Origin of the sequence: Kitasatospora sp. NPDC058032 (assembly GCF_042885845.1) — a bacterium.
Classification (GTDB): Bacteria; Actinomycetota; Actinomycetes; order Streptomycetales; family Streptomycetaceae; genus Kitasatospora.
Window position 1 is genome coordinate 447784 of sequence record NZ_JBHVRK010000004.1, and the last position, 13665, is coordinate 461448.

Genomic DNA, 13665 nt, shown 5'->3' on the forward strand with positions numbered 1-13665 from the left:
TAAAACGCCCTTGGGCGCGGCCGCTTGGGGTGGGGGTCACCCGGGGGGGGCCGCCGCCGGGGCGGGCGCCCCCCCCACCGGTGCTGGGGTCAGGAGGCCGAGCCGCCGCTCTTGCGGCGCAGGCCGAGGACGCCGACGGCGGTGCCGAGCACGCCGACCACGATGCCGACGACGCCGAGCACCCGGGCGGTGGAGTCGCTCGCCTTGTCGTCGGAGGCGGCCTTGTCGCCGGTGGCGGCGTCGCCGTGGGCGGTGTGGGTGTCGGCGGCGGCCGACGGGGAGGCGGTGGCGGTCACGCCGTGGCCGTCACCGGCGGCGGCCTTGGTCAGCTTCAGCACCGGGGCGGGCTTGGCCGGCTCCGGCTGGCCGTCCTTGGCCTCGTCGATCCAGCGCACGACGTCGCCGTTGTCGTAGCTCTGCAGCGTCTTGAAGACGAGGGTGTCGGCGTCGGTCGGCAGCGGGCCGAGCGAGACGCGGAACTCCTGGAACTGGCCGGGGGCGATCTTCACCCCGGCGTCGGCGGTCCAGGTGATCTTGGAGACGGCCTCGTTGACGTCGTTGCCGTGCACCTTGAGCGGCTTGTCCAGCTTGGCCTTCTCGACGGTGGCGGTCCAGCCCGGCAGCGGCTGGGTGCGGACGGAGGCCAGCGGGTGGTCCAGCGGGAGGTTGACCTCCAGCTTCACGGTGCCGGCGGCGTCGTTCTCGTTCGGCACCCGGAAGTCGACGGCGGTGTAACCGCCCTGGTCGGCGCTGCCCGGGTTCACGGTGACGTGCGCGGAGGCGGGGCCGGCCAGCGCCACCACGGCGGCGGCAGCGGCGAGGGCGACGGCGGCGGTACGGCGGGGGGAAAGGGAACGCATGGGGTTCGTGGTCTCCGTTCGGAGGCTCGGCGGGCAGGCCCGCTCCCGGGCACGGGAGGACCCGTGCCGCGGCGGGGCCGCGCGGCGTGGGGAAGAGGTGGGGGAGGGCCGCAGGACCGCGCGAGTCGGGCGGATACGGCTCGGCTGCGCGTACACCCGTCCGACCTCGGGCCGGAACCGGTGGGGGACCGGGGGCGCCGTGGACGCGGATCAGTACGCGAGGGCCCCGAGCGGCGGCCCGCGCCGCACCACGCTGTGCCGCAGCGCGGCACCGGCCGGCAGCGGGTCGTCCCCGCCCCGGCGGGTGGACCGCCGGACCGGGCCGGCGGGCAGGCCGAACAGGCCGCGCAGCAGCACCGCGGCCAGGGCGCACGCGGTGTGCAGCGGCGCCGCCGTGCGGGCGTGCGCGGCCGACGCGGCGATCCGCACCAGCCGCCAGAGCGCCGCCTCGCCGCGCCGCAGCCACCAGCCGGCCACCAGGGCCGCGGCCAGGTGGGCCGCCAGCATCGTCGGTGTCATCCCGAGCACCCCGCCCTGCCACCACGGCACGGTCGCGTACGCGTGCGGGTCCAGGCCCGCCCCGGCGACCAGCTGCTCGGCGGTGGGGCTGCCGGGCAGGCCGGCCAGGGTGCCGGGCCGGCCCTCGTTGCAGACCAGCCGGCCGGCCACCTGCGGCAGGGTCAGCGGGCCGGAGCCCGGCGGACCGCCGTGGTGCGAACCGGCCGCGCCGGAAGCCGCGTGGCCGGCGAAGGAGTGGAAGAGGCAGTGCAGCCCGAACTGGCCCGCCGCCAGCGCCCCGGCGATCGCGCCGAGCGAGCGCTCCCGCCCGCCGAAGGCGGCGGCGAGCACCAGGGTGGCGGCGAAACCGGTCGCGAGTGCGGGAAGGGCGACGTCCCCGCCGCCCGCCAGCGCGTGCCCGGCGGCCGCTATCAGCGTGCACACCAGGGCGAACGGGACGGCCCTGGCAAGCCGCAGGTCCCAGGCGGCGGCCCCCACCGGCGCGTCCGGTGCGGGGGCGCCCGGGTGCGGGGCGGCGGCTGGGGCAGTCATGGCCGGGCCATCATCTCATCGCCTACCCCCGTCGGATCGGCAGGGTGGGAAATCCCTACGAATGCCCCGATCGGCTCCGCACGCCACCCCGCGCGCCACCCCGCGCACCCCTCGGGCACGCGCCGCCCGGCACATGCCCGTCCCCCCGTCCATCCGCCGAACGGGCGGTAGCGGACCCCGGGCACGGTTCACCTGCGCACCGTCCGGAGATACCTCGTTATATGTGGAGCCGCAGCCAGGAGGGACCTCCCGTGGACATCTGGTGGACTCTGCACCTCAAGCGCGACCCGGCCAGCGTGCCGTTGGCCCGCCGCATACTGCTGGGCGCGATGGCGACCGCGGGCGTCGATCCGCAGATCGCCCACGACCTCGGCGTCGCCCTCAGCGAGGCCTGCGCCAACGCCGTCGAGCACGGCGCGGGCGGGCGGCCCGACGACGGCTACCAGGTCACCGCGTCGATCAGCGGCGACCTGCTGCGGATCGAGGTGACCGACTCGGGACCAGGCCTGCCCGGCCCCGCGGCCCCGGCGGCGCGCCGTCCGGCCCCCGCCCCGGCACCGCCGACGGCCCGCCCGGCCGGGCGCCCGCAGCCGCGCCCGCGCTCCCGGCACGGCCGCGCCACCGTCCCCGGCCCGCTGCTCACCACCCACCGCCCGCGCCGCGACGGCCGCCCGTACGACACCCACGTCCTGCCGCCGGCCGCCGCCCCGGCGCCACTGCCCCTGCTGCGGCCCCTGGACCTCGACGGCCTCCCCGACCTCACCGCCGAGTCCGGCCGCGGCCTCTTCCTCATCCACGCCCTCACCGACCACGTCCAGCTCCGCAACCACCCGCTGCGCGGCGCGATCGTCAGCTTCGACAAGATCCTCAAGTGGCAGGACGACGCCCTGCTCCCCCGGGCGTCCTGACGGGTCCGCCCCGGCCCGCGGGGGCGGGGCGGGGCGGGTGGGCCGGGGGTGGTGGGGGTCAGTCGCGGGTGGGCTTGCGGCGGCGGGCGACCAGCAGGGCGGCGGTGCCGAGGAGGACGGCGGCGCCGCCGGTGATGGCGATCGGCGTGGTGGCGCTGCTCGCGCCGGTGTCGGCGAGGCGGGTGCCGGTCGAGCCGCCGGTGGTGCCGGCCGGGCGGACGGTGGCGCTCGGCGAGGGCGAGCTGCTCGCGGTCGGGGCGGCGGTGGCGGTGGCGGTCGGCGTGGCGGACGCGGTCGAGGTCGGCGTGGTGGTGGCCGAGGGGGACGACGTGGCCGGGGCCTTGTCGACGGCCTTGATGGTGGAGGAGTACGCGCCGATCAGCCGGTTGCAGGTGTACTTGACGTTCTGCGGGCCCACTCCGTACGGGAGAACCTCGGAGGCGCCGTCGAGGGAGAGGTAGAACTCCTGCCACGGCGAGTCGGTGACGGAGAGCCGGATCGTCGCCGTGATCATCTCGTTCGGCTTGACCTGGAAGGAGCCGAGGGACACCGAGCCGTGGTCGGTCGTCGCGTCGGCCGGCTTCCAGGCGCCGTTCTGGACCTTGACCTCGGACTTGGGCTTCCAGAGCCCCTTGTTGGAGTCGATCTTGTAGGTGAGCTCGAAGTCCGTCAGCGTGGTCGAGCTGGTGTTCTGGAAGGAGACGGCGATCTCCTGCGCCGTGCCGTCCTTCACGAGCGTGAACTCGGCGGGACTGACGTGGACCGGCATCTTGACGTCGCGCTGGTACATGCAGCCGGACGGCAGCGTCGGCGTGGCGGACGGGGTCGCGGTCGGCGTGGCCGTGCCGGTGGCCGTCGGGGTGGCCGTCGCCGACGGGGTGTCGGTCGGTTCGGCGGTCGCTTCGGCGGTCGGCGCGCCGGTCGGCTCGGTGGTCGCGGTGGCCGAGGGCTCGGAGGTCGGGTCCGCGGCGAAGGCGCCGGAGGTGCCGGCCACGGTCATCCCGGTGGTCAGGACGAGCAGGGCGGCTGCGGCGGTCAGACGGGAGGTGCGCACGATCACGGCTCCGGCGGTCGTTGGCGGTGGCGGGTGGTGAAGCTCTGTCAGGTGGACGTCCGAGGGATACGAACGGTTGTGCGTACCCCTCGGACCTCTTCGGTCGGCGATCAGCCGTGCGCGCCGGCCTTGCGGCGGCGCAGCGCGAGCAGCGTCCCGGCGCCGGCCGCGAGCACGACGGCGCCGCCGACGGCGATCGGCAGGGTGTTGGAGCTGGAGCCGGTTTCGGCCAGGTGCGGCCCGCTCACCGCGGACGGCGAGGCGGAGGCGGAGGCGGAGGGCTTGGCGGAGGCGGACGCGGTACCGGCGGGCCCGGCCAGGGTCAGCTTGAACTCGCCCTCGTAGTAGTTGATGTACTGCGTGCAGCCGTTCTTGTCGGGCTTGGCCGGGTGGGGCAGCACGGTGTTGTCCATGGCCGTGTCGCCACCGCCGAAGTTGCCCGAGTACTTGGCCAGCGGCGCCTTGGCGGTGGGCGTGATGCGGAACTGGAGGGTGAGCTTCTCGCCCTTGCCGAGCCGGAAGGTGCCGGTATCGGCGGAGGAGTTGTTCATCTGCGCGGGCTTCCAGTCCTGGCCGGGCGCGCGGAACTGGACGGTGAAGTAGTCCTTGTCCCACGCGTGGCTGTCGACGCCGTCCTCCCGGTCGAACACGGACAGGTAGAGGTAGGTGTGGAACTTCGGCAGCTCGACCTCGCTGAGGTTCTCCCAGGTGACGGAGGTCTCCTGGGTCGTACCAGGGGCGATGGTGCTGCCCCACAGCCCGGTGCCGCTGACCTTCAGCCAGTCGTAGCCCTGGTACACGCCGCCCGAGCAGCCGGGGCCCGGTGCGGTGGTCGGCAGCAAGGTCGGCGGGACAGAGGGCCGGTTCGTCGGGGTGGCCGTGGTGGTGGCGCTCGGGGAGGCGCTCGCCGAGGGGGTGGCGGTGGCGCTCGGGGTGACGGTGGCGGTAGCGGTGGCCGTCGCGGACGCCGTGGCCGTGGCCGTGGGCGTGTCGGTGGCCGACGGTGTGGGCGGGACGGCGACGGCGCCGGCGGTGGCCGCGCCGGCCGTCGCACCAAGGGAGAGCGCGAGCAGGGTGGACGCGGCCAGGAGGCGGGAAGAACGCAAGGTCTTGGCTCCAGCGTTTCTTGGTGAACTATGTCCGAATATGGGCAACTTGGCGACCGGATCCGAGAGCCCGATGGCGTCGCAGGAGCGGCACCCTACGGGACGTGGGCGAAGGGCTCTCACCCGGGGTGGCCGAAATGCGACCCCGGCCGGACGCCTTGCCCGGTTCCCGGCGATGGACCCGACCGGCCGCCGGGGCGAGGCTGGAAGCATGACCGCCGAAGCGAACGCCAGCCCGAGTCCCGACCGTTCGTCCGACCGGTTGCCCGACGCGGACGCCCCGCCGTACGGGGGCGGCGACCCGTACGCCGACTACCGGGCCGCCGAGTTCCCCTTCACCGCCCTGGTCGACCTCGCCGACCGCCGGCTCGGCGGCGCCGTCGTCGCCGCCAACGACGAGCTGTTCGCCGAGCGGGAGAACCTGCTGCTGCCCCGGCCGGCCGAGTTCCGCCCGCACACCTTCGGCAACAAGGGCCAGCTCATGGATGGTTGGGAGACCCGCCGCCGTCGCGGCGCCGGCGCCGACCGCCCGCACCCGGCCGAGGACGACCACGACTGGGCGCTGGTCCGCCTGGGCGTGTCGGGCGTCGTGCACGGCGTCGTCGTCGACACCGCGCACTTCCGGGGCAACCACCCGCGGCAGATCGCCGTCGAGGGCGCCGAACTCCCCGGCACCCCGGGCCCGGAGGAGCTGTTGGCCGCGGCGACCGGCTGGCACCCGCTGGTCCCCCGCTCCCCGGTGCGCGGCCACGCCGCCAACGGTTTCGCCGTCGCCGACCGCCGCCGCTTCACCCACCTGCGGCTCAGCCAGTACCCCGACGGCGGCATCGCCCGCTTCCGGGTGCACGGCGAGGCCCGCCCCGACCCCGGCTGGCTGGCCGCGCTCGGCACCTTCGACCTGGCCGCGGTGGAGAACGGCGGCGCCGTCGAGGACGCCTCGGACCGCTTCTACTCCGCCCCGGTCAGCCTCCTCCTGCCCGGGAAGTCCCGGGCGATGGGCGACGGTTGGGAGAACCGCCGGCGCCGCGACGCGGGCCACGACTGGGTCCGGCTGCGACTGGCCGGGCGGGGCGCGGTCCGGGCGGTGGAGATCGACACCGGCCACTACGTCGGCAACGCGGCCGGCTGGGCGGCGCTGTCCGGCCGGGACGAGCGGGGTGCGGACCCCGAGGAGTGGTTCGAGCTGGTGCCGCGCACCCGGCTGCAGCCCGACGCCGTGCACCGCCTGGTGATCGACGCCCCGCGCCCGGCCACCCACGTCCGGCTGGACGTCTTCCCGGACGGCGGGATCGCCCGGCTGCGGCTGTGGGGCGGGCTGGTCTGATCCCGGCACCGGCGGGCCGCCCCGGCCCCCGGCCCCCGGCGGTGTCCCGCTCCGCTTGCCGGGCCCGCCGGGCCGCCGGACGATGGGGGAATGATGCACCGGATGCGTGCCGAGTACGCCCCCGGCGGTGCCTCCGCCGGGGTGCGGATGTGGCACATGGTCCGTGGCGGCGGGAGCGTGGCGATGTGCGGCCGGGAGCTGGACGAGCGGGCACCCGCCCGGGAGGCGGCGGACTGGGGGCGCACCCGCGAACTCTGCTGCCACACCTGCGGGGCCTACCTGCTGCGCGAGGCGCCCTGGCTGGGCGACGAGCACCGGCCGGGCCGGCCCGGTGACCAGCGGGAATCGGCCTGGCCGACGGAGTGAGCGCCGCACCGGTGGTGCGGTGAACGGTCCCCCCGGGGCCGGGGCTACCGTGGTCGGCATGGAGCAATCCCTGGTCCGGCCACGGTCGTTGATCCGTGAGGCCGCCGCGCTGCGCGCGGGCGTACCCGCCCTGGCCGTCCACGTCGACCGGCTCTGCGCCCGGATCGACCAGGTGGACCCGCTGATCCACGCCTTCGTGCCGGAGCCCGGCCGCGTCGACCGGCTGCACGCCGAGGCCAGGGCGCTCGCCGCCCGCCACCTTGATCCGGCGCAGGCGCCGCCGCTGTACGGGGTGGCCGTCGGGATCAAGGACATCGTGCACGTGGACGGCCTGCCCACGCACGCCGGCTCCGCGCTGCCGCCGGGCGTCCTGGCCGGACCGCAGGCCACCGTGGTGGACCGGCTGCGGGCGGCCGGGGCGCTGATCGCGGGCAAGACGGTGACCGCCGAGTTCGCGGGCGGAGCCCCCGGACCGACCCGCAATCCGCACCACCCGGGCCACACCCCGGGCGGCTCCAGCAGCGGTTCGGCGGCGGCGGTGGCGGCGGGGCTGGTGCCGCTGGCGATCGGCACCCAGACGGTCGGCTCGGTGGTCCGCCCGGCCGCCTACTGCGGTGTGGTGGGCTTCCGGCCGACGCACGGGCGGATCCCGGCGGCGGGCGTGATCCCCAACGCGCCGAGCCTCGACACGGTGGGCCTGTTCACCGCCGACCTGGCCGGCGTCGCGCTGGCCGCCCCGCTGCTCTGCGACGACTGGGACGACCGGCCGCAGCCGGGGCACGACGACGTCCCCGTGCTCGGCGTCCCGGTCGGTCCGTACCTGGAACGGGCCCGACCGGAGGCGCTGGAGGCCTTCCGGCGGCAGCTGGAGCTGCTGTCCGCCCGCGGGCTGATGGTCCGTCAGGTCGATGCGCTGCCGGACTTCGCCGAGCTGGAGCGGCAGCTCCGGACGATCAACCGGTTCGAGATGGCGGCCTCGCACGCCGAGTGGTTCGACCGCTTCGGCGCCCTCTACCGGCCGGAGACGGTGGCGGGCATCCGGCACGGCCGGGGTGTGGACCGGGCCGCGTACGAGGCGGCGCTGCGCGCCCGCGAGGCCTTCCGGACACGGCTCGCCGCCCAGCGCCGGCGGGCCGGGGTGGACCTGCTGCTGGCCCCCTCGGCGACCGGCCCGGCGCCGCTCGGGCTGGACAGCACCGGCAGCGCCGTGATGTCGCTGCCGTGGAGCTTCGCCGGGCTGCCCGCGCTGAGCCTGCCCGCCGGGGTGACGGTCCGGGGTCTGCCGCTGGGCCTCCAGGTGGTCGGCGAGGCCGGGGTGGACGAGCGGCTGCTCGCGCAGGCGGCGGTCCTGGAGCGGGTGCTGGACGCCTGAGCGCCGCGTCCGGGCCTACCGGTCGGCCCGCAGCGCGGGGGTGTCCGGGTCGGTGGCGTCCGCGCGCAGTCGGCGCAGCGCCGCGCGATGGGCGCGTTCGTACGGGGTGTCCTCGTCGAGCAGCAGGGCCTGCGGGTTGGCGTTCTCCAGCAGGGCGATCAGGGTGAACGTGATGTCCTCCAGATCGGCGTCGGCGCGCAGTTCGCCGGCGTCGCGGGCGCCGGTCGCCAGGCCGAGGACGGTGGCGTGCCACTCCCGCCAGTTGGCGGCGAGGGCGTCGCGCAGCGGGCCGGGGCGGGCGTCGTACTCGGCGTTGACCTCGTAGAAGAAGCAGCCGCCGGGGAAGACCCGGGCGCGCGAGTAGGCCAGCCAGGACTCGCAGAGCAGCCGCAGTTTGCGCAGCCCGGGGGGCTCGGCGGCGATCGGGTCGAGCACCGCGTCGGAGAAGATCCGCCGGGCCGCCCGGACGGTGGCGAGCTGGAGCTCCTCCTTGGAGCCGAAGCCGGCGAAGACCCCGCTCTTGCTGAGCCCGAGGTCGGTGGCGAGCCGGCCGATCGACAGGGCGTCCAGGCCCTCGACGGAGGCGATCTCCACGGCGCGGCGCAGGACCGTCCGGCGGGTCTCCTCGCCGCGTTGCACCCGTCCGTCCGTGCGGGACGTGCTCGCTCCGGCCACCACCGCTCTCACCTCAGTTCTCCGGTCGTCCGTCCGTGCCGCCAGGGTAGCCGGGCGGATGGCCGACCAAAAAAATGCACGAACGGTCGTGCTAATATCTCGCCCAGTTCGGCTCCTGCCCTCGGCGTTCACAGCTCGGCATCCACAGCTCGGCATCCACAGGGAGTTCCGCATGGACCCGGCCGTCGCACTGATCCGCACCACCCTGAACACCGTCTCGCTGGCCGCCCCCGGCCTCGCCGGCCGGGCCGCGTTCGAGCTCTACCGCCACCCGCTGCGGCGCGGCCGGGTCCGCACCCGCGAGCGCGAGGTGCACGACCGGGCCGTCACCGGGACGCTGCGGCACCGCGGCGAGCGGGTGGTCGTCCACCGCTGGGGCGACGGCGGGCGGCCGGTCCTGCTGATGCACGGCTGGCAGTCCCGGGCCTCCCGGTTCGCGGACTACGTGCCCCGGCTGGGCGCGCTCGGCCTCACCGCCGTCGGCTACGACGCCCCCGGGCACGGCGACTCCGGTGGCCGGACCGCCACCGTGCTGGACCACCGCACCATCGCGCTGCGGCTGCAGGAGGAGTACGGCGCCTTCGAGGCGGTGATCGCCCACTCGCTGGGCGTCAACGCGGCCTTCCTGGCGCTGCGCGAGGGGCTGCGGGCCGGCCGGCTGGCCGCCGTGGCCGGGGTCGCCGAGGTCTCCTGGCTGCCCGCCGGATTCTGCACCAGGCTCGGCCTGAACGCCACCGTGCGTCGGGAGTTGACGCGCCGGGCGGAGAGCGGTGCGATGTTCCCCGGGGTCGCCGACGTGCGGAGCCACTTCGACGCCGCCCGCAACCCCGAGGAGATCACCCCGCCGATCCTGGTGGCGCACGACGAGGAGGACGACGTCGTCCCGTTCGCCCAGGCCCGCCGGCTGCGGGCGGCGTACGGCGACCGGCTGGAGCTGCTGGCCACCCGGGGGCTGGGCCACCGGCGGATCCTCACCGAGCCGACCGTGATCGACCAGGTGATCGGCTTCCTGTCCGCCGGGACGGAGCCAGGGACGGAGCCGGGGACGGAGCCGGGGACGGAGCCGGCCGTGGCGGCCGAGCCGACCGCGGCGGGTACGGCATGAGCCCGCTCGAACTGCACAGCCGCTCCCTGGAGTTGGCCGCCGCCGTGGTGGACACCGTGCAACCGGAGCAGCTGGTGCTGGCGACGCCCTGCGCCGGTTGGTCGCTGCGGCGGCTGCTGGAGCACGTGGTCGGGCAGCACCGGGGGTTCGCGGCGGCCGCCGACGGCGCCGGGGCGGACCTCGAGCACTGGCGCGACGTCCCGGTGCACGGTGATCCGGCCGGCGCGTTCCGGCACTCGGCGGCCCGGCTGACCGCGGCCTTCGCCCTCGCCGCCGCGACGCCGCGGCCCGCCCCGCTCCTGCTGCCGGAGATCCGCGCCGGCGAGCCGTTCCCGTTCGAACAGGCGGTGGGCTTCCACCTGCTGGACACCCTGGTGCACGCCTGGGACGTGGCGGTCGCGCTGGGCTCGCCGGCCCGGCTGGTGGCCGCCGTGGAGGACGAGCCGCCGCTCGCCGGGGCACTGCTCGCGGTGGCCGGGGCGGTGCCGGCGGCCGCGGCGGACCGGGCGCCGGGGCGGGCCTTCGCCGCCGTCCGGGCGGCCGACGGCTCGGCCGGCCCGTTCGAGCGCGCGCTGGCCCTGCTGGGCCGCGACCCGGCCTGGGCGGTCCCGGTGCGCTGACGCCCGCCGACCGCCACCGGCCTTCGTGCCACCAACCTTCGTGCTACCGGTCGTCGTGCTGCCGGCGGTCGTCGCGCTGCTCGTCGGGGAAGCGGGGCCCGCCGATGAAGAAGAGCAGCGTGGCGGTCGGGAAGCCGAGCGCGGCGGCCGTCACCACGATGAACTGCCAGAACATCCGTCGCTCCTCACCCTCGGCCGAAACGTGCGTCCGTGGTCCGACGGTAGGGCCGGATCCCCCGCGCTGCCACCGGGGCGGGCGGGGCGGGGCGCGCACGAGGCAAGGCGCACGACGACGCCCCGGCCCGCTGCGCGCGGCTGCGGCAGCCGTGCGCGGAGGGCCGGGGCGAGGGCGTCACGGGGGTGACTACCGGTCGGCGGGGATGGTGCCGAGGCGGCCGGCCTGGAAGTCCTCCATGGCCTGCTGGAGTTCGCGGTGGCTATTCATCACGAACGGGCCGTAGTGGGCGACGGGCTCGCGGATCGGCAGGCCGCCGAGGAGGACGACCTCGAAGTTGTTGTCGCGGGAGTCCTGCTTCTCGTCGGCGCGGATGGTGATCGAGTCGCCGTCGCCGAAGACCACGGCCTGGCCCCGGTGGAAGGGGCGGTGCTCGGTGCCGGCCGAGCCGTTGCCGGCGAGGCCGTAGGCGAGGGCGTTGAAGTCGGAGCGCCAGGGCAGGGTGATCTGGGCGCCGGGGCTGACCGAGGCGTGGATCATGGTGATCGGGGTGTGGGTGGAGCCGGGGCCCTGGTGGCCGTCGATCTCACCGGCGATGACGCGCAGCAGGGCGCCGCCGTCCTCGGTGCTGAGCAGCTTGACGCTGCCGCCGCGGATGTCCTGGTACTTCGGGGCGATCATCTTGTCCGAGGCGGGCAGGTTGACCCACAGCTGGAGGCCGTGGAACAGGCCGCCGGACCGCACCAGGGACTCCGGTGGGGTCTCGATGTGGAGGAGGCCCGAGCCGGCCGTCATCCACTGGGTGTCGCCGTCGGTGATGGTGCCGCCACCGCCGTGCGAGTCCTGGTGGATGAACGTTCCGTCGATGATGTAGGTGACGGTCTCGAAGCCGCGGTGCGGGTGCCAGGGGGTGCCCTTCACTTATGCCAGTTAGGGGACCAGTAACATCCAGACTCATGTCCGCACCAGCAGTGATCACCGGCATGGAAGTCCACGCCGCCGTCTACTCACGTCAGTCCGATGCGCGGGAGAACGGCAGCGAGGCATCCACTACGACACAGCGCGAGAAGGGCTTCGACGAGGCCACGAAGCGCAACGCCGCGTCGATCACCTACTACGAGGATCTCGGCATCTCGGCATTCACCGGGGTCGAGCGGCCGGACTTCGAGAAGCTGCTGCAAGACTGCCGGGCCGGCAGGATCAACCTGCTGATCGTCTACTACATCAGCCGGCTGTCCCGCCTCGACCCTGCCGATGCCATCCCGATCGTCATCGAGCTGCTGAACCTCGGTGTGACCATCGTCAGCGTCACCGAGGGCGAGTTCCGCAAGGGCAACCTCGTCGACCTGATCCACATGTTCATGCGCCTCGACCAGTCCCACAACGAGAGCAAGAACAAGAGCGAGGCTGTTCTCAGCGCCAAGGCCACGGCCCGCGATCTCGGCGGATACACCGGCGGCAAGGCGCCGTACGGCTTCGAGCTGAGAGCCGTGACGGTGCACACGGCGGACGGCAAGCCGATCGTCATCCACATCCTCGTGCACAGCGAGAACGAGCCGGACGTCATCCGGGACTGGTGGGCGACGATCAAGAAGTACAAGCACCAGGCTTACGACCCCAAGCGCCGGCACCACCCCGGCTCGCTCGGCGGGATCGTCAACAACATGAACAACGGCGAGAAGCCCGTTCCGACGCGCGGTGCGACCCACGGCAAGAAGACGAAGGACAGCGCCTGGGACACAAAGACCGTCAAGCGCATCCTCAGGGATCCCCGGATAGCCGGGTTCGCCGCCGCACCCGTCTACAAGGTCAAGGAGGACGGCACCATCACGAGCACCGTGGAGAGCTACCGCATCCTGCGGGACCCCGAAAAGATGCTTCCCCTCCGGATCTACGAGTCGATCATTCCGCCGGAGGAGTGGTACGAGTTGCAGGAGTGGTTGGACGGACGAGGACGCGGGAAGGGCCTCTCGCGCGGTGAATCCCTCCTGTCCGCCATGGAGCGGCTGTTCTGTGAGTGCGGGGCCGTGAAGACCTCCCACGCCGACAGCGCGAACCCGACAAAGCGGTCCTACCGGTGCCGCCGCCGAAAGGTCCGGCCGGGCCAGCACCTTGGAGAGTGCACCATCAGCCAGGGTGCGTTGGACGACCACGTGGCCCGGAGCGTCTTCGCGCTGCTGCGTGAGGTCGAAACCGATCACGAGGCCCTCGCCGTACTTGCAGAGGCAACGCGCAGGTTCGGCATCGCGAACGAATCACCCGAACGGTCGCGGGAACGCGCGACCCTGGTCGCGGACCGTGCCGACGCCGTGAGGGCCCTCGAAGAGCTCTACGACGACCGGAAGGCCGGAGGCTTCCGAGGGGACATCGGCCGGCGCAGGTTCGTCTCGGAGGAGTCGGCGCTGTTGAGCCTGCTGGAGGCCGCCGAGGCGAGGATCGCCGACCTGGAGGAGGCGGCCACCCCGGTGATCCCCATAGCCGAGTGGCTGCCCGAGGACCCGGCGGAGGATCCGATCGGCGAGGGGTCGTGGTGGCACAGTGCGCCGCTCGACGAGCGCCGGATGTTCGTGAAGCTCTTCGTGGACCGGATCACCGTGTTCAAGTCCAAGGAGCGCGGTGGGCGAGGCCCGGTGCACGAGAGGGTGAAGATCGAGTTCGCCAAGCGGCCGAAGGAGGCCGAAGACGGCGAGGGGCAGCGAGTGCTGTAGCGACCGCTGATCGCGAAGTGGGTCCCGGACAGCCACTGTCCGGGACTTGCGGCGCGATACCAATGCGATCCGGCGTCGCCGTCTGCGCGACGTCGGCACTTCGTCGGCGTCGAACCCTCCCCGCACTGCGCCGAGTTCGCTGGCCAGCGACTGCGAGCCGAACTGACCGATGACGACCTCGGCCTCGCCGGACCAGAGGCGTGACCGTGGGAGCCCCAGGCACCTGTGCTGCACAGGGCGCAGACGCAGAAGGGGGGGGGGGGGGGGGGGGGGGGGCCCCCCCGCCCCCCCCCCCCCCCCCCCCCCCCCCGCCCCCGCCCCGTGGAGCAGAAAAAAATAATG

Annotated in this window: 13 protein-coding genes and 1 pseudogene; 7 read left to right on the forward strand and 7 right to left on the reverse strand. The window is 74.5% G+C overall.

Features of this window, described 5'->3' with window-relative positions; all coding sequences use genetic code 11:
* Window positions 1-89: 89 nt before the first annotated feature.
* Together ACFVUH_RS09860 and ACFVUH_RS09865 are read right to left on the reverse strand one after the other, a co-directional pair.
* Complete coding sequence (locus ACFVUH_RS09860) at window positions 90-860, reverse strand: YcnI family protein (RefSeq protein ID WP_355362256.1); 771 nt, start codon at window positions 858-860, stop codon at window positions 90-92.
* A gap of 210 nt (window positions 861-1070) precedes the next feature.
* Entirely contained in the window at window positions 1071-1910 is an 840-nt protein-coding gene (locus tag ACFVUH_RS09865) for a hypothetical protein (protein WP_355362254.1), read from the reverse strand.
* Between the two features lie 251 nt (window positions 1911-2161).
* On the opposite strand from ACFVUH_RS09865, the gene ACFVUH_RS09870 reads away from it, so the two are divergent.
* Entirely contained in the window at window positions 2162-2818 is a 657-nt protein-coding gene (locus ACFVUH_RS09870) for an ATP-binding protein (RefSeq protein ID WP_387912258.1), read from the forward strand.
* A 58-nt stretch (window positions 2819-2876) separates the two neighbouring features.
* Here the strand turns inward: ACFVUH_RS09870 and ACFVUH_RS09875 are convergent, their stop codons facing one another.
* Window positions 2877-3872: an LPXTG cell wall anchor domain-containing protein gene (locus tag ACFVUH_RS09875; protein ID WP_387912260.1), complete on the reverse strand. Its 996-nt coding sequence runs from the start codon at window positions 3870-3872 to the stop codon at window positions 2877-2879.
* A 110-nt stretch (window positions 3873-3982) separates the two neighbouring features.
* Window positions 3983-4978, reverse strand: coding sequence for an LAETG motif-containing sortase-dependent surface protein (locus ACFVUH_RS09880; protein ID WP_387912261.1), 996 nt, complete (start codon window positions 4976-4978; stop codon window positions 3983-3985).
* A 211-nt stretch (window positions 4979-5189) separates the two neighbouring features.
* Between ACFVUH_RS09880 and alc the strand changes: the two genes are divergently transcribed.
* The 3 genes from alc to ACFVUH_RS09895 all read left to right on the forward strand — a co-directional run bounded on the left by alc (window position 5190) and on the right by ACFVUH_RS09895 (window position 8040).
* Complete coding sequence (gene alc / locus ACFVUH_RS09885) at window positions 5190-6302, forward strand: allantoicase (RefSeq protein WP_387912263.1); 1113 nt, start codon at window positions 5190-5192, stop codon at window positions 6300-6302.
* 102 nt (window positions 6303-6404) lie between these two features.
* Window positions 6405-6668, forward strand: coding sequence for a hypothetical protein (locus ACFVUH_RS09890; RefSeq protein ID WP_355362218.1), 264 nt, complete (start codon window positions 6405-6407; stop codon window positions 6666-6668).
* A gap of 58 nt (window positions 6669-6726) precedes the next feature.
* Window positions 6727-8040 (forward strand): amidase, encoded by a 1314-nt coding sequence (locus tag ACFVUH_RS09895; protein WP_387912264.1) that lies wholly within the window; start codon window positions 6727-6729, stop codon window positions 8038-8040.
* Window positions 8041-8055: 15 nt separating this feature from the next.
* Here the strand turns inward: ACFVUH_RS09895 and ACFVUH_RS09900 are convergent, their stop codons facing one another.
* A complete protein-coding gene (locus tag ACFVUH_RS09900; RefSeq protein WP_355362214.1) occupies window positions 8056-8715 on the reverse strand; it encodes a TetR family transcriptional regulator C-terminal domain-containing protein in 660 nt (219 codons plus the stop codon).
* A gap of 172 nt (window positions 8716-8887) precedes the next feature.
* On the opposite strand from ACFVUH_RS09900, the gene ACFVUH_RS09905 reads away from it, so the two are divergent.
* Both ACFVUH_RS09905 and ACFVUH_RS09910 read left to right on the forward strand, forming a co-directional pair.
* A complete protein-coding gene (locus ACFVUH_RS09905) occupies window positions 8888-9820 on the forward strand; it encodes an alpha/beta hydrolase (RefSeq protein ID WP_387912266.1) in 933 nt (310 codons plus the stop codon).
* Window positions 9817-10440: a TIGR03086 family metal-binding protein gene (locus ACFVUH_RS09910; RefSeq protein ID WP_355362210.1), complete on the forward strand. Its 624-nt coding sequence runs from the start codon at window positions 9817-9819 to the stop codon at window positions 10438-10440. The genes ACFVUH_RS09905 and ACFVUH_RS09910 overlap by 4 nt, the downstream gene beginning before the upstream one ends.
* Window positions 10441-10483: 43 nt before the next feature.
* Here the strand turns inward: ACFVUH_RS09910 and ACFVUH_RS09915 are convergent, their stop codons facing one another.
* A complete protein-coding gene (locus ACFVUH_RS09915) occupies window positions 10484-10615 on the reverse strand; it encodes a hypothetical protein (RefSeq protein WP_355362208.1) in 132 nt (43 codons plus the stop codon).
* A gap of 189 nt (window positions 10616-10804) precedes the next feature.
* A pseudogene (locus ACFVUH_RS09920) lies at window positions 10805-11533 on the reverse strand (pirin family protein); the annotation flags it as partial.
* A gap of 38 nt (window positions 11534-11571) precedes the next feature.
* Between ACFVUH_RS09920 and ACFVUH_RS09925 the strand changes: the two are divergent.
* Window positions 11572-13323, forward strand: coding sequence for a recombinase family protein (locus tag ACFVUH_RS09925; RefSeq protein ID WP_387912268.1), 1752 nt, complete (start codon window positions 11572-11574; stop codon window positions 13321-13323).
* Window positions 13324-13665 lie beyond the last annotated feature (342 nt).